At 57.1% G+C, this 24,201-nt stretch carries 25 protein-coding genes; 16 read left to right on the forward strand and 9 right to left on the reverse strand.

The features are described 5' to 3' along the window. The first annotated feature begins 3 nt into the window (after positions 1-3). The 7 genes from MWR57_RS06030 (at position 4) to MWR57_RS06060 (ending at position 7,221) form a co-directional block, all read left to right on the forward strand. Positions 4-1,365 carry a cobyrinic acid a,c-diamide synthase CobB gene (locus tag MWR57_RS06030; RefSeq protein WP_423123898.1) on the forward strand — a complete coding sequence of 454 codons (1,362 nt, stop codon included), beginning with the start codon at positions 4-6 and terminating at the stop codon, positions 1,363-1,365. After that, positions 1,362-2,267, forward strand: a complete 906-nt coding sequence (locus MWR57_RS06035; protein WP_423123899.1) for an ABC transporter substrate-binding protein — start codon at positions 1,362-1,364, stop codon at positions 2,265-2,267. The genes MWR57_RS06030 and MWR57_RS06035 overlap by 4 nt, the downstream gene beginning before the upstream one ends. Beyond that, positions 2,257-3,267, forward strand: a complete 1,011-nt coding sequence (locus MWR57_RS06040; RefSeq protein ID WP_423123900.1) for a FecCD family ABC transporter permease — start codon at positions 2,257-2,259, stop codon at positions 3,265-3,267. Before MWR57_RS06035 ends, MWR57_RS06040 begins: the two co-directional genes overlap by 11 nt. After that, the gene (locus MWR57_RS06045; protein WP_423123901.1) at positions 3,258-4,055 is read left to right on the forward strand and encodes a heme ABC transporter ATP-binding protein; all 798 of its coding nucleotides are present in this window, start codon (positions 3,258-3,260) and stop codon (positions 4,053-4,055) included. Before MWR57_RS06040 ends, MWR57_RS06045 begins: the two co-directional genes overlap by 10 nt. A gap of 156 nt (positions 4,056-4,211) precedes the next feature. After that, positions 4,212-4,790 carry an FmdE family protein gene (locus tag MWR57_RS06050; RefSeq protein ID WP_423123902.1) on the forward strand — a complete coding sequence of 193 codons (579 nt, stop codon included), beginning with the start codon at positions 4,212-4,214 and terminating at the stop codon, positions 4,788-4,790. Between the two features lie 26 nt (positions 4,791-4,816). Next, positions 4,817-5,842, forward strand: a complete 1,026-nt coding sequence (locus MWR57_RS06055) for a molybdopterin-binding protein (protein ID WP_423123903.1) — start codon at positions 4,817-4,819, stop codon at positions 5,840-5,842. An 89-nt stretch (positions 5,843-5,931) separates the two neighbouring features. Further along, entirely contained in the window at positions 5,932-7,221 is a 1,290-nt protein-coding gene (locus tag MWR57_RS06060; protein WP_423123904.1) for a hemolysin family protein, read from the forward strand. Positions 7,222-7,224: 3 nt separating this feature from the next. On the opposite strand, the gene arfB is transcribed toward MWR57_RS06060, so the two are convergent. The 3 genes from arfB to MWR57_RS06075 form a co-directional block, all read right to left on the reverse strand. Next, a complete protein-coding gene (gene arfB / locus MWR57_RS06065) occupies positions 7,225-7,638 on the reverse strand; it encodes an alternative ribosome rescue aminoacyl-tRNA hydrolase ArfB (RefSeq protein ID WP_423123905.1) in 414 nt (137 codons plus the stop codon). Positions 7,639-7,868: 230 nt separating this feature from the next. Then, positions 7,869-8,237 (reverse strand): TraR/DksA family transcriptional regulator, encoded by a 369-nt coding sequence (locus MWR57_RS06070; RefSeq protein WP_423123906.1) that lies wholly within the window; start codon positions 8,235-8,237, stop codon positions 7,869-7,871. 155 nt (positions 8,238-8,392) lie between these two features. Beyond that, entirely contained in the window at positions 8,393-9,844 is a 1,452-nt protein-coding gene (locus MWR57_RS06075; protein WP_423123907.1) for a tetratricopeptide repeat protein, read from the reverse strand. Positions 9,845-9,987: 143 nt separating this feature from the next. On the opposite strand from MWR57_RS06075, the gene MWR57_RS06080 reads away from it, so the two are divergent. Then, the gene (locus tag MWR57_RS06080) at positions 9,988-11,196 is read left to right on the forward strand and encodes a M20 metallopeptidase family protein (RefSeq protein WP_423123908.1); all 1,209 of its coding nucleotides are present in this window, start codon (positions 9,988-9,990) and stop codon (positions 11,194-11,196) included. 97 nt (positions 11,197-11,293) lie between these two features. Then, a complete protein-coding gene (locus tag MWR57_RS06085; RefSeq protein WP_423123909.1) occupies positions 11,294-11,872 on the forward strand; it encodes a class I SAM-dependent methyltransferase in 579 nt (192 codons plus the stop codon). Positions 11,873-11,878: 6 nt separating this feature from the next. Here the strand turns inward: MWR57_RS06085 and MWR57_RS06090 are convergent, their stop codons facing one another. The 6 genes from MWR57_RS06090 to MWR57_RS06115 form a co-directional block, all read right to left on the reverse strand. Further along, entirely contained in the window at positions 11,879-12,790 is a 912-nt protein-coding gene (locus MWR57_RS06090; RefSeq protein ID WP_423123910.1) for a GGDEF domain-containing protein, read from the reverse strand. 26 nt (positions 12,791-12,816) lie between these two features. Then, complete coding sequence (locus MWR57_RS06095) at positions 12,817-13,347, reverse strand: V4R domain-containing protein (protein ID WP_423123911.1); 531 nt, start codon at positions 13,345-13,347, stop codon at positions 12,817-12,819. Between the two features lie 131 nt (positions 13,348-13,478). After that, positions 13,479-13,694 (reverse strand): hypothetical protein, encoded by a 216-nt coding sequence (locus MWR57_RS06100; RefSeq protein WP_423123912.1) that lies wholly within the window; start codon positions 13,692-13,694, stop codon positions 13,479-13,481. 283 nt (positions 13,695-13,977) lie between these two features. After that, a complete protein-coding gene (locus MWR57_RS06105; protein ID WP_423123913.1) occupies positions 13,978-15,063 on the reverse strand; it encodes a glucosaminidase domain-containing protein in 1,086 nt (361 codons plus the stop codon). A 541-nt stretch (positions 15,064-15,604) separates the two neighbouring features. Further along, complete coding sequence (locus tag MWR57_RS06110; protein WP_423123914.1) at positions 15,605-17,668, reverse strand: DNA topoisomerase IV subunit A; 2,064 nt, start codon at positions 17,666-17,668, stop codon at positions 15,605-15,607. 2 nt (positions 17,669-17,670) lie between these two features. Next, on the reverse strand, positions 17,671-19,509 hold the full coding sequence (locus MWR57_RS06115) for a DNA topoisomerase IV subunit B (RefSeq protein ID WP_423123915.1): 1,839 nt from the start codon (positions 19,507-19,509) through the stop codon (positions 17,671-17,673). A 1,063-nt stretch (positions 19,510-20,572) separates the two neighbouring features. On the opposite strand from MWR57_RS06115, the gene MWR57_RS06120 reads away from it, so the two are divergent. From MWR57_RS06120 to MWR57_RS06150, 7 genes are all read left to right on the forward strand, one after another. Beyond that, the gene (locus tag MWR57_RS06120) at positions 20,573-21,256 is read left to right on the forward strand and encodes an HNH endonuclease (protein ID WP_423123916.1); all 684 of its coding nucleotides are present in this window, start codon (positions 20,573-20,575) and stop codon (positions 21,254-21,256) included. Positions 21,257-21,380: 124 nt separating this feature from the next. Further along, on the forward strand, positions 21,381-21,911 hold the full coding sequence (locus MWR57_RS06125) for an REP-associated tyrosine transposase (RefSeq protein ID WP_423123917.1): 531 nt from the start codon (positions 21,381-21,383) through the stop codon (positions 21,909-21,911). A gap of 212 nt (positions 21,912-22,123) precedes the next feature. Then, entirely contained in the window at positions 22,124-22,381 is a 258-nt protein-coding gene (locus tag MWR57_RS06130) for a ribbon-helix-helix domain-containing protein (RefSeq protein ID WP_423123918.1), read from the forward strand. Beyond that, a complete protein-coding gene (locus MWR57_RS06135) occupies positions 22,375-22,728 on the forward strand; it encodes a type II toxin-antitoxin system PemK/MazF family toxin (RefSeq protein ID WP_423123919.1) in 354 nt (117 codons plus the stop codon). The genes MWR57_RS06130 and MWR57_RS06135 overlap by 7 nt, the downstream gene beginning before the upstream one ends. A gap of 245 nt (positions 22,729-22,973) precedes the next feature. Continuing rightward, positions 22,974-23,321, forward strand: a complete 348-nt coding sequence (locus MWR57_RS06140) for a DUF3024 domain-containing protein (protein WP_423123920.1) — start codon at positions 22,974-22,976, stop codon at positions 23,319-23,321. A gap of 51 nt (positions 23,322-23,372) precedes the next feature. Next, entirely contained in the window at positions 23,373-23,945 is a 573-nt protein-coding gene (locus MWR57_RS06145) for an ATPase (protein ID WP_423123921.1), read from the forward strand. Continuing rightward, positions 23,942-24,127, forward strand: a complete 186-nt coding sequence (locus MWR57_RS06150; protein WP_423123922.1) for a hypothetical protein — start codon at positions 23,942-23,944, stop codon at positions 24,125-24,127. The genes MWR57_RS06145 and MWR57_RS06150 overlap by 4 nt, the downstream gene beginning before the upstream one ends. Positions 24,128-24,201 lie beyond the last annotated feature (74 nt).

Below are 24,201 nucleotides of genomic sequence, written 5' to 3' on the forward strand. Positions count from 1 at the left end.
AAAATGCAAGAAACCTTAAAAAAAACCGGGAGCGGCATCGTCCTGGCAGCCCCGTCCAGCGACAGCGGCAAGACCCTGGTGAGCCTGGGACTGGGTGCGGCCCTGGTGCGGGACGGCTTATCGGTGCAGTATTTCAAGTGCGGCCCGGATTTCATTGATCCCACCTTGCACCGGCTGGTGAGCGGCCGGGGGTCTCGCAACCTGGATCTGCGGATGTGCGGCCCAGCCTTTGTGCGGCAGAGCTTTTCCCAACACTGCGCTGCAGATTTCGTCATTGTCGAAGGGGTGATGGGGCTCTTCGACGGCGGCGAGGCCAGCACTGCATCTTTGGCCAGAACCCTTGCCCTGCCGGTGGTGCTAGTGGTGGACGCTTCGTCCTGCGCCGAGAGCATCGCGGCCCTGGTGCATGGCTTTGAGTCCTTTGACCCGCAGCTCACCTTTGCCGGAGTCATCTTCAACCGGGTTGGCAGCGAGAGCCATTACCGGCTGCTTGCCCAGGCTGTGCACGAACATTGCCGGGCCGAGGTGTTGGGCGGGGTTCCCCGTCATGATGATTTTCTGGTTTCCGGCCGTCATCTCGGTCTCCACATGGACCACGACGAACCGCTTTCCTCGGAAAGGATCAACAGGATCGCCGATGTCATGGCCCAACATGTCGATCTCGCGCTGTTGCGGGAGAAGGGCGCGGTCCTGCCCGAGATTCGCGGGCCGGCGGGAGTACGCAAAACAGTGCCGTGCGTTCGCCTCGGCATTGCCAGGGATGCGGCTTTTTGTTTTTATTATGAGGACAACCTCGACCTGCTGCGGGCGGCCGGCGCGGAGCTGATTCCGTTCAGCCCGTTGGCCGACTCGAAGTTGCCGGACGACCTGGACGGCTTGTACCTGGGCGGCGGTTATCCGGAACTCCATGCAGAGGCTCTGGCGGCCAACCGTTCCCTCCGGGAGGAGATTGGCCGCCGGGCCAAGGCTGGGTTGCCGATCTATGGCGAATGCGGCGGCTTCATGTATCTGTGCGAGGCGCTGGTTACGGCGGAGGGCACGGAATATCCCATGGCCGGCGTATTTCCGGTAAAAGCCCGGATGCAAAAACGGCTGGTACGGCTCGGCTACCGCACGGCAACGGTTACGAAAAACACCCTGTGGCCCGAAGGTGCGAGCCTTTTCGGCCATGAGTTTCACTATTCGGAGACAGACCCCATGCCCGACTGGGTTGAGAGGATGTATCGCCTCGATGACGGCAGGCCCGAAGGCTTTTGCCTGAACAATACCCTGGCCGGGTACATGCATCTGCATCTGGGCTCCACCCCCGAGGCGACCTCTCATCTCATCGAGTTTTGCCGCACGCACGGCCGGGAGGCACAGTGATACAAAGAAACACCATTTTCCCCCTCATCCTCCTTGTTGCCCTGCTTTTTCCAGGGCTGAGTTCTGCGGTCACCGTGGTGGACCAGGCCGGCCGTACGGTATCGATCCCCAATGCGCCCAAGCGCATCGTTGCCCTCGCTCCCAGCCTGGCCGAGATCGTCTTCGATCTGGGCCAGGGGGCCAGGCTGGTGGGGGTCACCCAATTCAGCGACTTCCCGGCCGAGGCCAAGAGCCTTCCCAGGGTCGGCTCCTATGTGCGGCTGGATCTTGAACGGATCGTGGCCCTCAAACCGGACCTCTGTCTCGGAATCCGGGACGGCAATCCCAAGCATCAGGTGGAAAAGATCGAAGCTGCCGGGATTCCGGTGTACGTCATCGACCCGCGCGATATCAAGGGGATCATGGAAGCCATCCAGGGGGTGGGCGGGGTGCTCGGCGTACCGGCACGGGCCGAGGCACTTGTTGCCGAGATGTCCGGCCGTATCGCGCATGTGCGGCAACAGGTGGCGACAACCCAAACCCGGCCGCGGGTCTTTTTCCAGCTCTACTCCCCTCCCATCGTCACCGCCGGCAGCAAAACCTTTATCCACGAATTGATCACCATCGCCGGCGGCGTCAATCTGGGGGCCGGGCCGGTTGACTATCCGCGCTTCAGTTGGGAAAAGGTGCTCTCCCTTGATCCGGATGTAGTGGTGGTCACGGCCATGGGCGGCAAACAGAAGCCGGAGCAACTGAAAGCGCAGTGGCAGCAGTGGCCACAGCTTTCCGCGGTGCGCTCGGGCCGGGTGCATGTGGTGAACGACAACTTTTTCGACCGGCCTACCCCGCGCCTCATCAACGGGTTGGAGGCGCTGCTTCGCATCCTCCATCCCGAGTTGTTCGGAGCCGGGCATGTTCAATAACCTTCGTCTGGGCGTCCGCCTCACCCTGGTGACCACCGTGCTGGCCGGGCTGCTGGCAATAAGCTTTTTGCTCGGCATGGGCATCGGCCCATCCGGCAACGGGATTTCCGAGCTGCTGGCCGCGGTTTTCGGCAGCGATGACCCGCAATCGGTCTTCAGTGTTATTGTCTGGAAGATCCGGTTGCCCAGGGTTATCCTGGCCGCTGCGGTGGGTTCCACCCTTTCCTTGGGCGGGTTGGTGTTTCAGGCCCTGCTCCGCAATCCGCTTGCCGAGCCGTACATTCTCGGAATCTCGGGCGGTTCGGCGGTGGGAGCCATCGGCGGCATGCTCCTTGGGTTTTCCCCCTTTCCCGGCATGGCCCTGGCCGCCTTTGCGGGCAGCCTCCTGATTCTTCTCCTGGTGGTCGGCCTGATCTCCGGCAACACCTCCATGGGCCGGGACTCCCTCCTCCTGGGCGGGGTAATGATGAATGCCTTCTGTGGGGCGATCATCATGTTTCTCATCTCCATTACCCAGACTTCGGAGGTCCACCAGATCCTCTTCTGGCTCATGGGCGACCTTTCCATGTCCGGTCTTGACCGCTTGCCGGTGCTGCTTACCCTGTTGCCTTGTTTCGCCGTAATTTTCGCGCTGGCGAAACCCTTGAATCTGCTCCTGGCCGGACGGGAATCCGCGGCCAGCCTGGGGATCAACGTGCGACGGCTCACCATGCTGCTGTTGCTGGTCACCACCTGCATGGTGAGCCTGGTGGTGTGCCAGTCCGGGTTGATCGGTTTTGTCGGTCTGGTTATCCCCCATGTCCTTCGCTTGCTGCTGGGGCCGGACCACCGACTGCTCGTACCGGCCTGCATCCTGGGCGGCGCCTCCTACCTGATCCTCTGCGATCTCCTGGCCCGCACCCTGCCTACCTCTGGCGAGATGCCGGTGGGTATTGTCACCGCCCTCATCGGGGCGCCGCTTTTCATCGTCTTGCTGTGGAGGGCGCGCCGATGCCAGTGATCTCTGTCACGGGGCTTGACCTCTCGTACGGCAAGCGGCAGGTGCTGCAGGATATTTCCATGCAGGTGCACCGCGGGGAGTTCTATCTCATCATCGGGCCAAACGGCAGCGGCAAAACCAGTCTGCTCAAGGGGCTGGCCAATCTTCTCCCCATTGCCCACGGGAGAATAGATATCCTTGGTCGGCCATTGGCCGATTACACCAGGCGGCAATTGGCGCGCAAGCTTGCCGTGGTGCCCCAGCAGATTTCCCTGGACTTCCCCTTTTCCGTGGCGGAAACCGTGCTCATGGGGCGGGCCCCGCATCTTGGCCTTATGGGAATTGAGGGGTCTGCCGACCATGCCTTGGCCCAAGAGGCCATGCATTTTACCGATGTGGCCCATCTTGCCGACCGCCCTCTTGACCAGTTGAGCGGCGGCGAGAGGCAGCGGGTGATCATTGCCCGGGCACTTTGCCAGCAACCGGAGATCATCCTGCTCGATGAGCCGACAGCCTCCCTGGACCCGGCCCACCAGATTCAGATCATGGATCTCATGGAACGATTCCGGGTGGAAAAAGGCACCACGGTCATCATGGTATCCCACGATCTCAACCTGGCCTCCCTCTATGGTGATCGGCTGCTCTTGCTGCATAACGGCAGAGTGGAAATGGTGGGTTCACCCGACGAGGTGCTCACTGCCGAGCGTCTTGGTGCTTGCTATGGCTGCGCCATGCTGGTTGAAAAAAATTCCCTGGGCCAGATGCCCCGCGTAACGCCGATTCCGCAGAAATATTCTCAGGTTGTGTAGGGCCTGGCCACGGGCAGGTTCCGCCTTGTTGTGCCAAAACCATCGCCATTTTCCCGCCGCCGTGACTTTCTCTGGCAAAATTTTCCCCTTTCGCCTACATTCGTATGCATGGGTTTGCGCCGGTCACGGCGCCGTTGTAACTACCGGAGAAATTACATGGAAACATTTGATCAACTTCTTGAAAAATCGACGAAAATTCATGGTCACATCTGCGCGGGCCAGGTCATCGGGGTGCGCATGTCCATGATCGGCCTGCGGGAGATAGGCATCGACGATCCCAAGGTGCAGCGCAAGGATTTCTACGTGCTGGTGGAAATCGACCGCTGTGCCACCGACGCCATCCAAACCGTGACCGGCTGTTCCCTGGGCAAGCGCTCCCTGAAATGGCTCGATTACGGGATCATGGCCGCGACCTTTGTCAATCTCAAGACCGGCAAGGCGGTGCGGATCACGGCTCTGGAGGAATCACGGGAGACCTCAAAAAAATATTGCCCGGAAATCGGCGACAAGTACAAGCAGCAGTTGGAGGCCTACCGGATCATGCCCGAGAATGAGCTCTTTAAGGTGCAACCGGTCAAAGTCGCCGTGCCCGAAGAGGACATGCCGGGCCGACCCAAACGGCGAGTGCAATGCGAGCGCTGCGGGGATTGGGTGCAGGACTGCCGCGAGATCATGCAAGACGGCAAGCCCTTATGCAAGCCCTGTGCGTTGGGCCGCTACTACGAAATCATCTGAGCCTGATCGGGCTACTGGAGCACAATATGACAAAAACAATCCCGGTTGAGCAGGCCGTCGGCATGGTCCTGCCCCACGACATCACCGAAATCCGCAGCGAAGAATTCAAGGGCCGTGCCTTTCGTAAAGGCCACATCATCCAGGCCGAGGATATCGAACGCTTGAAACGGCTTGGCAAGGACAACATCTATGTGCTGGAGCTGGGGCCGGACGATATCCATGAAAACAAGGCGGCCGAACTGATGGCCTCTTCCCTGGCCGGGCCGGGCACCTCGGTTTCCGGAGAACCGGTGGAAGGCAAACTCAACATCGTCGCGGCCCATGACGGGCTGCTCAAGATCGAGGTCGAGGCCCTGTACCAGTTCAACCTATTGGGCGAGGTCATGTGCGCCACCCTGCACAACAATACCCCGGTCAAGCAGGGCGAACAACTGGCCGGAACCAGGCTCATCCCCTTGGTTTCCAAAAGAGGGGTCGTGAACGCTGCGGTTGCCATCGCCGACAAGGCCAAGGGAATCCTCAAGGTTGCCCAACTGAAACAGGCCAAGGCCGGGTTGATCATCACCGGCAACGAGGTGTTCCATGGCCGGATCAAGGATGCCTTTGAACCGGTGCTGCGCAAGAAACTGGAAAAACTCGGCTCGGAGGTGGTTGCGGTCCGCTTCGCCCCGGACGATATCGAGACCATTGCCGCGGAAATCAAAGCCTGCCTGGACGCAGGCGCGGACCTCATCGTCACCAGCGGCGGCATGTCCGTGGACCCGGATGATGTAACCAGGCAAGGCATTGCCAAGGCCGGGGCGCGGGATATCGTCTACGGCACCCCGGTTCTGCCAGGGGCCATGTTTCTCGTGGGCTATATCGGGGAGGTGCCGGTGCTGGGGCTGCCTGCCTGCGGCATGTTCCACAAGATCACCGTCTTCGATCTGATCCTGCCCAGGGTGCTGTGCGGCGAAAAGATCACCCGGCATGATATGGCCTTGCTGGGGCACGGCGGCCTGTGCCGACAGTGCAAGACCTGCGCCTATCCCATCTGCGGCTTCGGCAAGTAGCGCTTCCCACGCAACCCCATTGAAAAACCGCGTTTTTTTGTCTTGCCGCTGGTCCGGCACGATCCAATGATAATTATTACGAGCTGCCAATGAAAATCCTGATCTTGTTCGGCCTAATCGCCCTCAATGGTGTTTTCGCCATGTCCGAGATTGCGCTCCTGACAGCCCGCAAGGCACGACTGAAAAAGCTCGTTGCCGATGGCGACGCATCTGCCGGTGTCGCCCTGGAACTCGGGGAAGACCCCACCCGCTTTCTCTCCACCATCCAGATCGGCATTACCTCCATCGGCGTTTTGAGTGGTATTGTGGGTGAATCGGTGTTGGCTGTCCCATTCTCCCAGTGGCTGCAATCCTTCGGGCTGCCGGCACCGACAGCCGACGTTATTGCCACGGCCGCCGTCGTCATGGTGGTCACCTATGTTGCCATCGTTGTCGGCGAACTGGTACCCAAACGCCTCGGACAAATCAACCCGGAAACCATTGCCCGCATAGTCGCCCGTCCCATGCGGACACTGGCCCTTCTCGCCCGCCCTTTCGTCCTGTTGCTGTCGTTTTCCACCCACTCTCTTCTGCGGATCATGGGGGTCAATCAGAACGCCGCCACCGGCGTCACCGAAGAAGAAATTCACGCAATGCTGGAAGAGGGCTCTGAATCGGGGATCATCGAGCAGCACCAGCATGAAATGGTGCGCAACGTGTTCCGGCTGGATGACCGGCAACTCGGCTCCCTGATGATTCCCCGCTCGGCCGTGGTGTACCTTGACATCCGGCAGACCCAGGAGGACAACCTGCGGCGCTTGATCGAATCGGAACATTCCTGCTTTCCGCTGTGCGACGGCGGCCTCGACAAGCTGCTCGGCGTGGTCCATGCCAAGCATGCCCTGGCCGCCGTGGCTCAGGGCAAGGCGTTGGATTTCTCGGCCATTCTCCGCCCCGGTGTTTTTGTCCCGGAAACGCTCACCGGCACGGAATTGCTGGAACAATTCCGCGCCAATAGCATGCAAATGGCGTTCGTCATCGACGAGTATGGCGAAATAGAGGGGGTGGTGACCCTGCAGGACTTGATTGAGGCCGTTACCGGGGAGTTCACCCCGCATAACGCCGAGGATGCCTGGGCTGTACAGCGGGAAGATGGCTCTTGGCTTCTGGATGGAGCAATTCCAATCCCGGAGCTGAAAGATCGCCTCAAACTCAAGGCTGTACCGGAAGAAGACAAAGGGCGCTACCACACCCTCAGCGGTCTGGTCATGCTGTTACTCGGGCGCGTGCCCAACACCGGAGATTACACCGAGTGGGAAGGTTGGCGTCTGGAGGTTGTGGACATGGACGATAAACGGATCGATAAAGTGCTGGCTACGCCGGTTGACCTTCGTGAATAGAGTTTACTCGGAAACCTTGCCGCGCATGGCCTTCACCCTGCCCCGCTTTTCCTTGCCTTCCAACCGTTTTTCCTTGGCGCTGCGGGAGGGCTTGGTGGGCCTGCGCTTACGTTCCTGCTTGACCGCCTCCCTGATCAGTTCCCCCAGCCGTTCCAGGGCATCGGCCCGATTTTTTTCCAGGCTGCGAAACTGCTGCGCCTTGATAATAATCTCGCCGTCCTTGGTCAACCGCTGATCGCTTATCCCCAGCATCCTCTCCTTGTAAAAATCCGGCAGGGACGAGGCGCGGATATCGAAACGCAGGTGCACGGCCGAGGAGACCTTGTTGACATTCTGCCCCCCTGCCCCCTGGGCACGGATGGCGGTGATCTCGATCTCGTTTTCCGGGATATCAACCGTCTGTGAAATCCGTACCATCGCAACTCCCCAAAATCGGGTTATTTTGCTCTCCGTCCAAAACGCCGGGCTAAGGTCTGCCGGCCACGCGCACACTGGTCGCCTGAGGGCCATTGTCCCCCTGGTCCTCGACAAGCCGCGCCTCGTCGCCAAAGGAGAGGCCGGCTAAATCGGCGTTGATGAGGCTGTTGCGGTGGAAATAGATCTCATCCCCCGCAATGGTAATATTGTGTGCTGACCCCGTGTTGCTCTCAGGGAAGTGCGGGCGGAATTCTGCTTTTCTCTTCAGCCTTGGCGCCGCAGGCAAGGCAAAAACGCGCAGCAGGCAAAGCCAGCAACCGCGGCAAGGGAATCGGCTCGCCGCACCCTTCGCACTTTCCATACTGCACGGCGTCCATCTTGTCCAGGGCACGATCGATTGCCTCGATCTCCTCTTTTTCCCGCTCATCGAGCAAGGCATTGAGTTCGGAGAGCCCGGCCTTTTGCGCCTCCTCCTCAAATTCGGTATCCTTTTCGGCAAGTTCCTGCCAGTCATCGTCGAGGCGCCGCAGGCGTTGAAAGACATCCTGACGCAGGGCGAGGAGTTTTTCTTTCAGCAGATCCAGTTCCTGTGCGGTCATAACAGCCCCCCCTCTGTGTTAGCAGCCGGCATGGCGATCATTTTCTTTTAGTATACAGCCGCAGAGGGGCAATATCCCAATCATATTTTCCTGGGCTGCGGCCAGGAAATGCTTAGGGAAAAAGCCGAGACGGGCAACGAAATGTCGGGAAAGGGTCAAAAGCCGAGGAGGAAAAGCTCCCCCAGTATCCATGCGCCTTTTTCCTTGCGGATGTTGGCGGACTGGGTGCTGAGGATGCGAAAGCCATGGCGGGCGGCCACGGCCTCGATGTAGGAAAAAGAATGGGCATAGCGGCCGGAAGGACGCAACTGGTAGCCCTGCCCTGCCATCTGCTCGGTGGAGAAAAGGAACCTGCCCTGTGGCGCAAGCCCTGTGGCCAAAATAGCGAAAATCCGGTCCAGCTCGCCCACATAGATCAGGACATCCGCCGCGACAATCAGATCGAAGGGCTCCCGGTTCTGCTCCAGAAAGGTCACGATCTCGGCCACGGCCAGATGATCATACACCTTCTTGGCCGCTGCCGCCTCCACCATCTTGGCGGAAAGATCCACCCCGACCAGGCAGCCGCTTATTTCCTGAAAAATCTGGCCCACCAAACCGGTGCCGCAGCCAAGGTCCAGAAGGCGGGCAAAATGTTGAGGCCCGGCAGGATCGGCAAGCAGCAGGCTTTTGAGTTCCCAGGGGGTGCGGTATTCCAGATCAACCAGCAGCCGCTCTTCAAAGTGGCCGGAAAAGCTGTCGAACAGCTCGGCAATGTATGAGGACGGGGCCACTGCGGTTGTTTCGCCGGTGAGGGCCGCAAGGATATGCCGGGCCGAGGCCGCGTTGTGATCCAGCTCGATGAGCTTGCGGTAACAGGCTTTTGCCTCGGCCACCCTGTCTTGGTCAAGGTAGAGAACCCCCAGATTGCCGTGGGCTGCGCCGTATTCCGGGCGCAGGGCCACGGCGATCTCCAGGGAGGCGATGGCCTCGTCCTTGCAACCCAGTCCCTTGTAGACCAGGGCCAGGTTGTAATGCACCTCCGCGTCGTCCGGCGCTATTTCCATGGCGCAGAGATAGGACTGCATGGACTCTTCCAGCCGCCCCGCCCTTTTACAGGCCAAGCCGAGGTTGAAATGGATATCGGCATCCTGTGGATTGAGTTGCGCGGCCCGGTGATAGGCTTGGATGGCCTCGGCCATGTTGCCTTGGGCGAGAAGCGCGGTACCCAGATTGTAGGCCGCCTGCCAGTGCGTGTCGTCCAGAACGAGAACCTCTTTAAAATGCTCAATGGCCATGTGATGCTGTTCCAGGGAATACCGGGTTACGCCTTGCTCATAGACGATCGTTGCCTCCTGCGGCAGCAAGCAATGGGCTTGGTCAAACCAACGGGCGGCCTCGGCCAAATCGCCCTCATTGCGCTGGAGCAGGGCCAGGTAAAAACAGGCATCCACATGTTCCGGGCAGAGGGAAATGGCCTGAAGGTACAGGGAGATTGCCGAATCCGCCTCTCCCTGCCGGTGCAGGTCAAGACCCCGGTGGAAAAAATCATCGGCATTGCTGGGGCAGGGGTGGCCATTTTCGGCACCCTGCCCGTCTGTCTGCACAGGGCGTGAGTCTGTGGTCATCGGCATCAAAAAGATAAATTTTAATGATGTACAGCGGTCCAGTTGGAACTATGATGGGTGTAAAGAAGAGCAAAAATAACGCACCGGCGCAAAGTCGCAAGTAAAAAAAACAGCGTTGGCATTAATTTCGGGATACAGCCGCCATGAACCTCCTGCCAAAGCCCAGCAGCGCGCAGATCACCTGGATGCGGGATATTCGCCGCCACCTCCACCAACACCCGGAGCTGGCCTTTGCCGAATTCGCCACCGCACGCTGTATTGCCGAAGAGCTGAAAAAGATGGGCATCCCCTGCCGGGAGCAAGTGGGCCGCACCGGCATCGTCGCCACCCTGGGAAGCAGAGAAACAGACGCGCCCTGTGTCGCCCTGCGGGCCGACATGGACGCCCTGCCCATTCTCGAGCAGACCGGACTGCCCTTTGCCTCGGAAGTCCCTGGGGTGATGCATGCCTGCGGGCACGACGGCCATGTGGCCATGTTGCTCGGCGCGGCCGCCCTGCTTAAGGCACAGGAGGCGGAACTTCCCGGGCGGGTGGTTCTCCTCTTCCAGCCCGCGGAAGAAGGGGACGGCGGCGCGCAGGGCATGATCGACGAAGGCGGTGTTGACGGCGTCAATATGATTTTTGCCGGACATATCGACCGCCTTTACGGCGTACAAGAAATTGTCGTACAACCTGGGCTGATCTCCGCCTATACCGACGAATTCACCATCGAGATCCGCGGCCCGGGCGGGCATGGCGCCAAGCCCCAGGAAACCTCGGACTGCATCCTGGCCGCGGCCCAGCTCATCACCAGCCTCCAGGGTATCGTCGCCCGCGAAACCCACCCCTGTTGCCCTGCCGTGATCACCGTGGGAACCATCCACGGAGGCACCGCCGCCAACGTGATCGCCTCGGAGGTGATTCTTACAGGCACTCTCCGGACCACCAGCCCGGAAACCCGCGCCGGTTGCCTCGCCAGCCTGCAACGCATGACCCTTGCCATGGAGCAGCTCCACCGGGTGGCAACCTCCTTCACCTGTGCGGAGGGCTACCCGCCGGTGATCAACGACCCGGGCGCCGCCCGCATCGCCGCGGAGGTCGCCGCTACAATTGTCGGGCCGGACAAGGTGCGGAGCCAGCCCCAGCCCAGCCTGGGCGGAGAGGATTTCTCCTTCTTTCTGCAAAGGATTCCCGGCTGCCTAGTGCGCTTTGGCGCAAAACACACCGAGCTGCACGATGCTCCGGCCCACAGCCCCCGCTTTGATTTTGACGAAGCGGTTCTGCCGACGGGCGCTCATTTTCTCGCGCAAACCGCCATCCGCGCCTTGGAACATCTGGGCGAGATGCTCGATTCGGCGCACGATAGCGAATAATCCCCGCGCCAGGAAACTTTCCCGGAGAATTCGACGGCAATCCGTGGTATACACGGTTTTCGTCCACCAATTCCCTAATCATTTTTTCACAAGACCCATGGAAAACGAAGAGCACGATATTTTTTTTAACGTCATCAACCGGTTTGTCGGGTTTTACAGCCGGGATGCCGCCAGGGAAACCCGCAACGACACCGACTGCGAATACCCCTTTGTGGCCATGGACACCAGGCAGATCTTTGCCCAGCTCCGTTTTGTGAGCGATTTTCTTGGGCTCGACCGGGATGAACCGCCCGCGCCCATGCCCCGTTTTTTGGATGTGGGCTGCGGGATAGGCAACGTGCTGCTCATTGCCGAACAGTTCGGTTTTGAGGTGTACGGCATCGAAAAGGATGACTATTCCTTCCCGATTGCAGCCAAGCTCATTGGCGAGGATCGAATTGCCCAGGCGGATATCTGGAAGTACGGAAACTTCGGCGAGTACGAGGTGATCTACTACTACCGGCCCTTTTCCGGGCGCGTTCAGCAGCTCCGTTTTGAAAAGCTCATTGAAGACTCCATGAAGATCGGGGCTCTCCTCATTGCCAACCACAAAAACAGCGACGCCATCGAGCAGGATCGCCGTTTCGAAAGGCTCAGCCCCTCCCTGCCGATCTGGCGGAAAATCGCGGCGCCATAACACCCATCAGGCAGTGACCACCTTGTTCCGCCCCCCGTTCTTGGCAAGATAGAGGGCCTCGTCCGCCCTTCTCAGCACAGCCTCCAGACCGGCATCCTCTTGCCGAAGATGGGTGACCCCGATGCTGACCGTAAAACGGATAATCCGCTCCTCCGCGCATACCTTCAAATCGGCGATAACCTGGCGAATCCGTTCCGCGACGATCAACGCCCCTTCCCTGTCGGTTTCAGGCAGGATAATGGAAAATTCCTCCCCTCCTACCCGGCCCAACACGTCGCTTTCCCGAAGAACCTCCTGACACGTGACGGTAAAGGCCTTGATCACCTCGTCGCCGACCGCGTGGCCATGGGTATCGTTTATTTTCTTGAAATAATCGATATCCATCTGGATCGCGGAAAAGACATGGGAGTAGCGTTGCGAACGCAAAAATTCCTTGGTGGCGAAATCCATGAGATAGCGGCGGTTATACACCCCGGTCAGCGGGTCGGTGGTGGCCAGACGCTCAAGTTCGCGGTTCTGGCCGAGAATCCTTTGCCGGTAGGCTTCAAGCTGCTCGACCATCCAGTTGAAGGAGTGGGAAAAATCGCCTAAAAACTCCACCCGCTGGGAAAAATCCCCCTTGGCGATCTGTCCGGTCTGCCAGGTAAGATGCCGGAGGGTTGCCTGCAGGTTCTTGAGATGGTGGCAAGCCGGAAGATCGGCCGCAATCCGCACATCCATGTCGCCGATGGAGAGGTGGTGCGCAGCCTTGCTCAGGGCGGACAGGGCCTCGGTAAGGGCGTTGACGAATTCTCCCACCTGGCGAATCTCATCCTCCTTGTGCCCTGTCAGGTCAAGGAGCGCGGGTTGTTCATTATGCAGCAGGGCATGGAGATGACTGCTGATCCTGTCCAGCCTTTCGATATTCTCGTGCTCCATGTGTGTATCCGGCTTAGCTTTTCACGTTAGGCATCGACAAGCACGACCTCGAAGCGGCAGACCCGGTCGCCGGTGCACCAGCAATCCGTCTCCCTTGCCGTGAATTGCTTGCCGAAGTGGGCGGAAAACAGCCCGGCGATAAAACCTTCATCAAAGGTGCAGACCAATTCATCGCTCATGGGCAGACCGGAGCAATCAAGGTCTTCGGCCACGGTGAGCACAAACCGGTGCTTGAGCAAATCGGAACTCTCAACCCGCAGAATACCGATGGCAAAGGATCTCAATGTTTCCTGGAGCACGGCAATGAACCGGTCAAAATCCTGGGTGTTGCGGAGCAGATGTTCATGGATCGCCTTTCCCGCGCTCAGGCCTGCGTCATAAAAAATACGGTTGGCCGTTGCCACATCGGTGTGGGAGATGATCGCGTCGCGCAGGGTGAACTGCATCAACCGGTAGACAGCGACCGCGGTTTGCGGGCCAAGATTGGGACGTCCCCATTCGATGTCGCCGAGATGTGACCAGTCAAACTGTGGAGCCTTTCGCTCTTCCTTGAACATCGCCGTGCCTCTTTTGCCTTGAATAGATGCCCAAACCGGGCCATGCCGCATGCAATAATGCTAGCATATCCACTTGGCAAAAGGCAATGGAGCAATGGCAGGGGGAAAAAGAAGAATGTGGGAAGGAGAGTCTAAAAATGCGAGGCGTTGGGAAAGAGATCCTCGGGGACGCACCCCTTGCCATGCTGTTTGGCATAAGCATATCTGGCGCAATCGCGGAAATCGGCGTGGCAGTATTTGCCCTGGATATTGGCGGAAAATTGCGGCACGCTTGCCATGATCGTGACAAAGAAATCGCAGGAGTCTGAATATTCGCAATCTGATTTCGTTTCAGGGGGCATTGCCACGGTGATCTCCAGAGCTGGCCGGTTGATTCGTTGCACTATAGCCCAAGGATTGCCGGATGCACAATACGGAAAAACTACGGAAGCCCTGGCGGTTCTTGCTTGGGCCTCATCATGCTCCGATTGCGGGCAAGAGCAGGCAGGTGCGTAAACAGGAGCCCGCCGCAATCTTCCGTGAGCAGGGGAAGATTGCGGTTTTCATCACTGAGGGAAGATACAGTCGAAACGATTGCCCGATTGGGGTCGTGTATTGTTCAGAATGGAGAGCCGCGGTCCGACAGGTTCTTCAGCGAGGAAATTCCAGGCTTGCCAGCCGTATCCTGCCCAACCCGCCGCCCTTGCCGGCAAGAACGCACTGATCGTATACCTGCAGATCATTGCTTTTGATAAGCAGGGTCAAATCGGCAATGTATTCGGTTCCCCGATTGGAATACAGGTGCAAGCCGTTGGCCAGGGCAAGGGAATCCATGGTTTCTTCCCTGATCTGCCGCAGTTCCTTGTATGCTGGAACCCGGTTGAGCATCAGGATATAGGAACGAACGGAATCAAGCAGGGAAGCATATGCCACGCCGGAGTAAGCCTTGCCATCCTCGCGGCCGTCAGCCAGATGTTCGGCATTGTTCCAAGCCAAGACGCCGAACAGGTTGTTTCGCTCAAGGGAAAAACGGGAACCGCCCCACGAGGATTCAAGGGCGCCCTGGGCCATGATCAGGCTCACCGGCACCGGACTGATGCGGCGGCGCAGATCGGCAACCTCATAGGCCCGGTACTTGCGGCAGAGGTTCCGAAGAAAAAACACCTCATTCTGGCTCAAGCCCACAAGCCGGGTATACTCTTCCGCACGCACGCCGAAATCCAAGCGTTTGGGCAGGGAGGGGAATTTTGCCAGAATCTTCTCCAGATCGGCCCGCTCTTCCTCAACCTCGGACAGGGCGATCATTGCCGCGGGAAGGAGAACATGCAAAAACGCCTTTTTCTGGGTGGCCGCATCGAGGGAAGGCATGTCCCCGGGGAACTTGCTGACCAAAACGGCGGGAACCTCGGAAAATGGCTCCACTTCCCACAAATTATTCGCCTTGAGTTGATCCAGCAAATCTTGGGCGGAATGAACTTCGATGGTGGGAACGGACTGAAACCGCTGGGGAAAGCGGATAAATACCGAGGAAGGCTGGGTCAGGAGGGCGACAAGAAAAAAGAGCATGACCAGGGACAATCCGGAAACCATCCGCACCATTCCCGAATCCACGGGTTTCTTGCCAAAAAACATCGGGTTTGCATCGTGTTTTGCTGCAACTACTTTCTTTTTTACAACCACAACTTTGTCCTGCTCTGGGGTTACGTCCGGGGGACGGTTTGATGCAAGGTAGTCCATACAGTCCTCCACCTGTGCAAACGCATTACAAGAAAGCAAACGCTCTTCCCTGACCGCTGCCGTTGTTCCCCCTCTTCCTGTCCCGAAGAGGTAGGCGAACATACCAGATGCTTCGTGCAAAGGCAAGCAAAACATCACACCAACCGACCACTTTGCCGCCGCTATATACTTTCCATAGTATAGATAGAAAATAAAAACACAACAAATAGTATTATTGTAGCATTTAAAATAATACCTAAACACCGAAGATTACGTAACGATTTCCAGTGGTTTTCACCCTCGATTTTTTTTTTAGGATGGAAAAAAACAAGCACGGTCTTTGCTGCCGAGAGATGGCAAAGCGATGAAAAAAAAAGATACTCAGTTGAAATGCTTGCGGATCACGCAGAAGGGCTTCAGCCGCGAAGCAGTGCGGCCAGCGCGGCTAGCGCCGTTCATTCACAATCATCGTGCGAAGGAGAAATGACCTGAGTTGAAGAAGGTCTGGTGATTGCCGGCAATCGACACCAATAGTGCCGCCGCGGACACCCCAGCCAGGGGTTTATTCCACTTCGGCCGCCGGGGCGTCGCTTGCCGCTGCCCCGGAAGACTCGCCCCCCCCCGTGACAGCCTGGGGCGCGACCTCACCCTCCTTGGCCGGAAAAAGGGTCGGCTGCACCTCCGCCGCTGCGGCAGGCTCCTTTTCGGCAGGCAGTTCGGCGATCCGCCGCACCGGCCGGTCGGAAACCCGTTTGCCCAGGGCGGAGGCCCCCTTGATCAGCACCTCGCTGAAGCTGCAATCAACAAAATTATGGCGGGCGCGCTTGGACGGGGCGAGATGCACCCGCACCCTGCCCCCGTCACCGGTGCTCAGAAAGAGGATGGCGGAATTCTTGTGCTCCGGGAAGAGGCGGTATTCCTTTTCGAGGATGAACTTCGGGCTCTGGAACCGTTTGACATAGCAGAGATTCTGCACACCCTCGCGGTAGAGAATGTTGAACACCCGTTTTTCATCGACCTTGCCGAGCCAGAGCACATCATGGCCGACAAAGAGCTTGTCGATCACGTTGATGACCTTGTACATGCCGTTTTGGAAAATGAGCAGCAGCTTGTCGTATTCGGAACAGGGGAAGCAATCCTCAGGTCTCGCCTTGACCTGATGGCCCAAAAATCCGGTTTCCCTGTCATAAGCCATGGTCAGGTTGGAGAGCGCCACCTTGCGCACCTCCACCTCGCCGAAGGTGGCGATCTCGGTGCGGCGCGGGTAGAGATGGCCGTAGCGGTTCAGGAGATCGTCCAGATAATTGATGGTATACACCACCATGTCCTTAAGATGGTTCTCCACCGCCTTGATATGGTCCCGGACCTCCTTGATGTCCTTTTTCTTTTTGTCCAGGTCGTAGCGGGAGATGCGCTTAATCCGGATCTCCAGCAGCCGTTCGATGTCTTCGGTGGTTACTTCCCGGACCAGCTTGTCCCGGTAGGGCAGCAGCGCTGCGCCAATGGTCTCGACCACCGCCTTGTAGGTTTTGCACTCCTCGATCTCTTTGTAGAGCCGCTCTTCGATGAAGATCTGCTCCAGCAGATGGGCGTGGAGCTTTTCCTTGAGCCTCCCATGCTCGATGGTCAGCTCCTTTTCCAGATCGACGACCAGTTTCTTGGTATTCTGGCGCAGCACCTCGCTCACCGTGAGCACCGCCGGGTTGTTGTCCAGGATCACGGTGAGATTCGGGCTGATCGGCACCTCGCAGTCGGTAAAGGCGTAGAGGGCCTTGATGGTGTCCGCCGCATAGATGCCGCGCACCAGCTTGATCTCGATCTCCACCTCCTCGGCGGTGTAGTCGTTGATGCTTAAAATCTTGAGCTTGTTGGCCCGCGCCGCCTTTTCCACGCTCTCGATCAGAGACTGGGTGGTGGTGCCGTAGGGGATATCCTTGATGGTGATGGTCTTCTCGTTCTTCTCCTCGATCCTGGCCCGGCAGCGGATACGACCGTTACCGTCCTCGTAGCCGGAAACATCGATGGCCCCGCCGAGGAGAAAATCCGGATACAAGGTAAACGGCTCGTCCCGGAGGATATTCTTCTGGGCTTCCAGCAGCTCGCAGAAATTATGGGGCATGATCTTGGTGGCCATGCCCACGGCGATCCCTTCGGCCCCCTGCATCAGCAAAAGGGGAATCTTGGCCGGCAGGGCCACCGGCTCCTGCATCCTCCCGTCATAGGAGTCGGTAAACTCGGTGAGATCCTTGTTGAACATGGTCTCCCGGGCCAGGGGCGAGAGGCGGCACTCGATGTACCGGGCCGCCGAGGCCTGGTCGCCGGTGAAGATGTTGCCGAAGTTGCCCTGCCGGTCGATGAGATAGCCCTTGTTGGCCAGGTTGACCAGGGCGGAAAAGATCGAGGCATCGCCGTGGGGGTGGAGCTTCATGCAGTCGCCCACCACGTTGGCCACCTTGTGGTAACGACCGTCGTCCATGTTGAACAGAGTCTGGAGGATGCGGCGCTGCACGGGTTTTAAGCCGTCAGCCACGTCGGGGATGGCCCGCTCCCGGATAACGTAGGAGGTGTAGTCCAGGAAGTTGGTGTCAAAGAGCTTGTGCAGCTCGCCGTAATGGGAGGTTTCCATGATTACACGACCACCAGATGATCCATGATATATTCTTTGCGCTCGGGGGTGTTCTTGCCCATGTAAAAGGAGAGCAGCTTAGGCACCTCGCTCAGGGTGTCGATATTCACCTGCTGCAGCCGCATGTCCGGGCCGATGAACTGCTTGAACTCCTTGGGGGATATCTCGCCCAACCCCTTGAAGCGGGTGATCTCCACCGCCTTCTTGCCCTTGCCGCCCAGCTTCTTTTCCGCCGCCTGCCGCTCCTTTTCCGAATAGCAGTAGATGGTCTCCTCCTTGGTCCGCACCCGGAAGATGGGGGTTTCCAGAATGTAAACATGCCCCCGCTTGACCAGGGCCTCGAAGAAATGCAGGAAATAGGTAAGCAGCAGATTTCTGATATGTAAGCCGTCCACATCGGCATCCGTGGCCATGATCACCTTGTCGTAACGCAGCGCGTCCACCGAATCCTCGATATCAAGGGCCCGCATCATGTTGTACATCTCGTCGTTCTTGTACAACAAGGTCAGGGGCTGGCCGTAGACGTTCATCGGCTTGCCCTTGAGGGAAAAAACCGCCTGGGTCATGGGGTCGCGGGAGCTGACGATGGAGCCGGAGGCGGATTGGCCCTCGGTGAGAAAGAGCATGTTCTGGCGGTCCGGGCCCGAGGGCTTTTCCGCGCTGGGATGGTACTTACAATCCTTGAGCTGGGGGATCTTTAAGGCGACCTTCTTGGCCTTGGCCTTGGCCTCCTTGCGCACGTGCTGGAGTTCCTTGCGGATCTTGGCGCTCTGCTGGATCTTGTCGATGATGATCTCGGCCAGCTCGGTATTCTTGTAGAAGAAATCGCAGACAAAATCCTTGACCTTATTGACGATATCGCCCCGGACCTCGGTGTTGCCCAGCTTATTCTTGGTCTGCGACTCGAAGATCGGGTCCTTGACCTTGACCGCGATGGCCCCCACTACCCCTTCCCGCACATCCTCGCCGGAAAACTTCTTGCCGGAAAAATCGTTGACCCCCTTGAGTATCCCCTCGCGGAAGGCGGAAAGATGGGTGCCGCCTTCGTTGGTATAGGTGCCGTTGACAAAGGAGAAATAGGTTTCGCCATACCCCTCGGTGTGGGAAAAGGCAAACTCCAGGGTGGAATCCTTGAAATGGATGGGCTCGTAGAGCTGGGTGTCGGCGATCTCCTTGTCCAGCAGGTCCAAAAGCCCGTTGGCCGAATGAAAGCACTCGCCTTCATAGTAGATCTTGAGCCCGGCATTGAGGTAGGCATAGCGCCAGAACCGCTTACGCACGAACTCCCGCATGTAATAATAGCCTTCAAAGGCATTGGGGTCCGGATGGAAGGAGACCAGGGTGCCGTTTTTTTCGTTGGTGTCGCCCTGCTCTTCCCCGATCAGCTCGCCATTGGCAAAGGTGGCCCTGGCAAATTTGCCGTCGCGGAAAGAGGTTACCTCGAAACGGTCGGACAGGGCGTTGACCGCCTTGGTGCCCACCCCGTTCAACCCCACGGAAAACTGGAACACCTCGGTGTTGTACTTGGCCCCGGTGTTGATCACGCTCACGCACTCGACCAGCTTGCCCAGGGGAATGCCGCGCCCGAAATCCCGCACCTTGACCACGCCGTCCGCCCCGATATCCACATTGATCCGCTTGCCCACCCCCATGATGAACTCGTCCACCGCATTGTCCACCACCTCTTTGAGGAGGATGTAGATGCCGTCGTCCGGATGGCTGCCGTTGCCGAGCCGGCCGATATACATGCCGGGCCGCAAACGGATGTGCTCCAAGGAACTGAGGGTCTTGATCTTGCTTTCGTCGTAGACGGATGCGGAATCGGAACTGGGTGCGCTCATCGGGTATCTGGCTGCAAGGTTTAGGATTTAATGATCGGGTTAAGCAGGGGGAAATTGATTTCCATTTGTATATCGTTCTTTGTCTGCCGCCGCAATGATATTTTGCCGGATGCCTATACCATAGCCGATTGCAGGTGACAGGTTGCCTGTGCGGCCTGGAAGATGGCTTAGAAGTATTGGCTTCAGAAAAAATCGATGCTCCTATTTATCGTTTAGTTTTCCGTGGCCATCAGGTATCCTCATGTTGCATACTGCCTATCGACTTGTTGGCCCATTCGGTCTAATACAATGTTAGCCATCTTTGGAGGAGTGCTATGTTTTTGAAAACTCGTTATCTTTTATCCACACTTGCCATTCTAGCGATACTGGCCGGTTGCGCCACAGAAAGAACGGTTTTGCCATCCATCACGGCTTCCCCGAGAACTGAACTTGCAGTTTCTCCCCCAATCTTCGCCGCCGTGTATGACGGGCGCGCCAACACCGAATCGATAGATGCAGCCGCTACCCTTAAAGCCGACCTAAGCCGCATTTATGGCTCATCGTTGGAGTGGACGGATTACTTTGCGAAAACGTTGGCCGGCAGAGTCTCTGTCCGAGTCAGAATAGTCACTTTGGGCTCATCGTTTGGCAGTCGCTTGGTCTCGTCGACAGCTTTTGCAAATTCTGTCGGCTCTGCACAGGTAGGCGCAACAGGTCCTTGGGGACCGGTTGTCGGTTCAGTCTCATCCGAACAAACAGTTGTAGCTGGATCATTCTCTGGGGAGGGCTGGTGGAATGGGGCAGCATGGCTTGACTTGGAGGTGCAAGACAATCGAGGCCAGTCGCCTGTGGCATTCACCTTGCCCATTGTCGCCGAGCATCGTGAGTCGAACATGTGGGGCTACGCATCTGGAGATAGGGCCGCAAAATTAGCCTGGGATCGCGTCGGCGTTCAACTTACAAGGGCACTGGATACAATCGCTCGTACAGTTCGAGATCAGCAGCCTTGAGATTCATGCTAACAAGTCCGTCAACAGGGGCCGATTACGTCTAACATTATGCCTAACCAATCAAAGCATAGAGAATGAGCCAAAGAATTGCCGATAGCTTGGAGGTATTGGATCTTGTCTGCGGCATAGCGCGGCAGAGCCCCAATAAAATAGCTAGCGCTTGGAGGCAAGAAGCAATAACTCATGTTGCTTCTCGTGGCGTAGAGAAGAACACGGTTTTTGCTCACTTAGTTGGCAAAAACACGCCTTATACACTGAGCGCCGCTGAAATTGACCGTCTAATTGCAGCATGGATTAACGATGGATCGCATGATTTAAAAAACTGGATTCTCAAGTCTTGCGGCAATTCAGATTCATCCCGAGTTAATCTATTCTTCATTGCGGCACACGCTACCCCTTTGGCCTCAGATATAAACGAGCCCCAAGAAACCGAAAAGCATCTTGTAACAACTTACCGTGTACTTAGAGACACTGCGCTAGCGCGGCGCATAAAAGCAGACAGAAATTACGAATGCCAAATCTGTAACGTACGCATTCTTCTTGGAGACAGCACTCCCTACGCCGAGGCACACCACGTAAAGCCGCTAGGCAATCCGCACAACGGCCCAGACCACCCCAGTAATATTGTGTGTGTCTGCCCGAATTGCCATGTGAAACTTGATTATGGAGCTATAAAAATCGGCCAAGCTTTATTCGTAAATGTCCACCCCGATTTTATCCATTACCATAACAACGTTATCTGCAAAATAAAGGGCTAACAAAGTTAGCCGACCTGACCGCCGGGAAGCCGCGTTCTTCGATATTAGTTCGTAGGATGCGGTGAGGCACGAACCGCATCGATCGAGTTCCCCTTCCCCAAACAATCAACAACCTTGGGAACCTATGGTTGAATATCGGCGGCCAAAGATCACTGGTGGCTCGTATTTTTTCACCGTCAACTGTGCTGAACGCCGGGGCAATCGGATTCTCGCGGAAAATATCGATGTGCTCCGGCAATCATTCCAGGAAGTAAAACGGGCGCATCCGTTCTCAATCGATGCCATTATGGTTCTTCCAGAGCATCTCCATTGCATATTCACCTTGCCGCATGGAGACGCCGATTTCAAAACGAGGTGGGCATTGATCAAGGCTGGATTCTCCCGCGCTTTGCCGACCACCGAAAGAAGATCATCGAGCCGGATGAACAGGGGAGAGCGGGGTATTTGGCAGCGGCGCTATTGGGAGCATTTGCTCCGGGATGAGATCGATTTTGAGCGCCATGTCGAGTATATTCATTGGAATCCGGTAAAGCACGGCTGGGTTGAGCAGGTTAAGGCATGGCCTTACTCGAGTTTCCATGATTACGTCAGGAAAGGTTTGTGTTCCGAGGATTGGGCGAGCGAACCGGACAGCGATGTTTGTGGTGGTGAATAACGCGAGCGGTGCACGATCGATGCGGTTCGTTCCTCACCGCATCCTACGGGCTACAAGAAGTATGTGGAAGACGCATCGCAACAAGACGGTGCAGTTGACGCCGCTTCGCAGCGCCACTGACCCGTGGCGTCAAAACTCCCGCTCCCCCAACAAGTATTGACAACGGTATAAACTAACTGCATAATATAATCACACAATGCATGAGGTGAATTATGCCCGGAGTCAAGACAGCTATCTCCCTGGATGAAAAATTATTCGACAAGGTCAATAAGCTTGCGAACGAACTGCATGTTTCCCGCAGCCGGCTGTTTACCCTCGCGGTGAAGGATTATTTGAAAAAACAAGAAAATCATACGCTGCTTGCCCAACTCAATGATGCATATGCTGACCACCCGGACAAGGAAGAACGGAAAATTTCTTCGTCCATGAAATCCAAACACGGCAAAATCATGGAGCAAGAGCCTTGGTAATCGAACAAGGTGCAATCTATTGGGTTGATCTTGGCGAACCCTCCGGGTCTGAGCCAGGCTATCGTCATCCTCATATCGTTATCCAGAATAATTTATTTAACGCGAGCAAAATCAATACGGTAGTCGTTTGTGCCCTTACCTCAAACATCAAAAGAGCTCTGGCGCCGGGCAATGTTTTACTGAATGAAGGAGAAGCCAACCTTTCCAAGAAAAGTGTCGTGAATATTTCTCAAATATACACGGTCAACAAAGGCGACTTGACTGAAAAAATCGGCAAGGTCTCGGAAAGAAGATTCAGTGAGATCCTTGAAGGCATAAAGCTGCTCACCGAACCGCGAGAAGTGTAACCATTTTGTAAGCGATCACAGGGCACGACATCTGCTTTGTTATCGACCTGTTCGCATACCATATGTTTAGAGCCCTTTGCCCAAAATCGGGCTTAGGGAGCTCTTATCCAGCTCCGCTGGGATAGCTCTCAGGCCTCTGCCGCGCATCTGCCGCACCCTGTAATCGCTTACAGTTAGGAGACAGCGTTGAGCTTGGCTTTTTTTACCCTGTGATCAGTTACACCATTTTTAAGGTGAGGCAACCCATGGCATTCAACGATATCGAACGGAAACGCTGTGAGCGAGATATTGAGAAGTTCATGGCGAGTCATCGCCCTCCGCCGCACATACGGCCCGAACTCGACCTCGGCTACAGGATAACCGGGCACAGCGTTGAAATCTTCGAGATTCGCCCAAGCTGGCGAAATCCGAAGGAGAAGATTGAGCATCCAGTCGCAAAGGCCACCTTTGTGCGAACGAAAAATCTGTGGCGGATATTCTGGATGCGCAAGGATCTCAAATGGCATGGCTACGAGCCTCATCCGGAAGCCCGTAATCTTGAGGCGTTTTTAACAGTGGTGGGTCGCGACGAGTATTGCTGCTTCTTCGGATAAGCTGTCTATGGCGCATACTGGGGCCTATCTCAAAAAAATGGAGGCAGCCTGATGCCCATCTGCTGGATCATTGCCGGTCCCAACGGCGCGGGCAAAACCACCTTTGCCCTGGAATACCTCCCCAAGGTGGCGGGTTGCACCCACTTCATCAACGCCGACCTGATCGCCGCCGGGCTGTCGCCCCTGGCCCCGGAACGGGAATTGTTGGCCGCCAGTCGCCTCTTTCTGCGAGAAATCGAGGAATGTGTTGCGGCCTGTGAAGACTTCGCCTTTGAAACTACATTGGCGGGGCGGACCTATCTGCACCTGGTCGAAAAGTTGCGCAGGGACGGCTGGCGGGTGGAATTGACCTATCTGGCCCTGCCCAGCGTCGAGATGTCGAAACTGCGCGTGGCCGAAAGGGTCGCGCACGGCGGGCACAGCATCCCGGTGGCGGATATCGAGCGGCGCTTTCCCCGCAGCCTGCGCCACCTGCTCAACGATTTCAGCTATCAGGTCGATGTCTGCACCTGTTTCATGAACGACGGCGAGAGTCCGGTGATGATTTTTGAGCAGCGCAAGAATAATCGCGATATAGTGCATGAAGATTACTATCAGTTTCTGATTGAGGAGTCCAAAAGATGAACGCCAAGCGTAAAAACACTCCATCCCCGGAAGGGCAGAAGCAATTGGAATCACTCCGACAGGCAGTTGGTAAAACCCTGGAGAAGAAACGGCGTTTGGGCCAGTACGCCGTCACCTGGAAAGACGGCAAGCCGGTCGTAGCGGGTGAGGATGCGCCGGAATCAAAAGAAAACGCTTACTAAGCGGTCAGAGCATGAGCGCCTATCAGCCGCCCTACACCATCACCCCGGAGATATTGAATCGGGCCGCCGTAATC

The sequence above is a fragment of the Hydrosulfovibrio ferrireducens genome (genome assembly GCF_046883345.1).
In the GTDB taxonomy this organism is placed as follows: Bacteria; Desulfobacterota; Desulfobulbia; order Desulfobulbales; family Desulfurivibrionaceae; genus Thiovibrio; species Thiovibrio ferrireducens.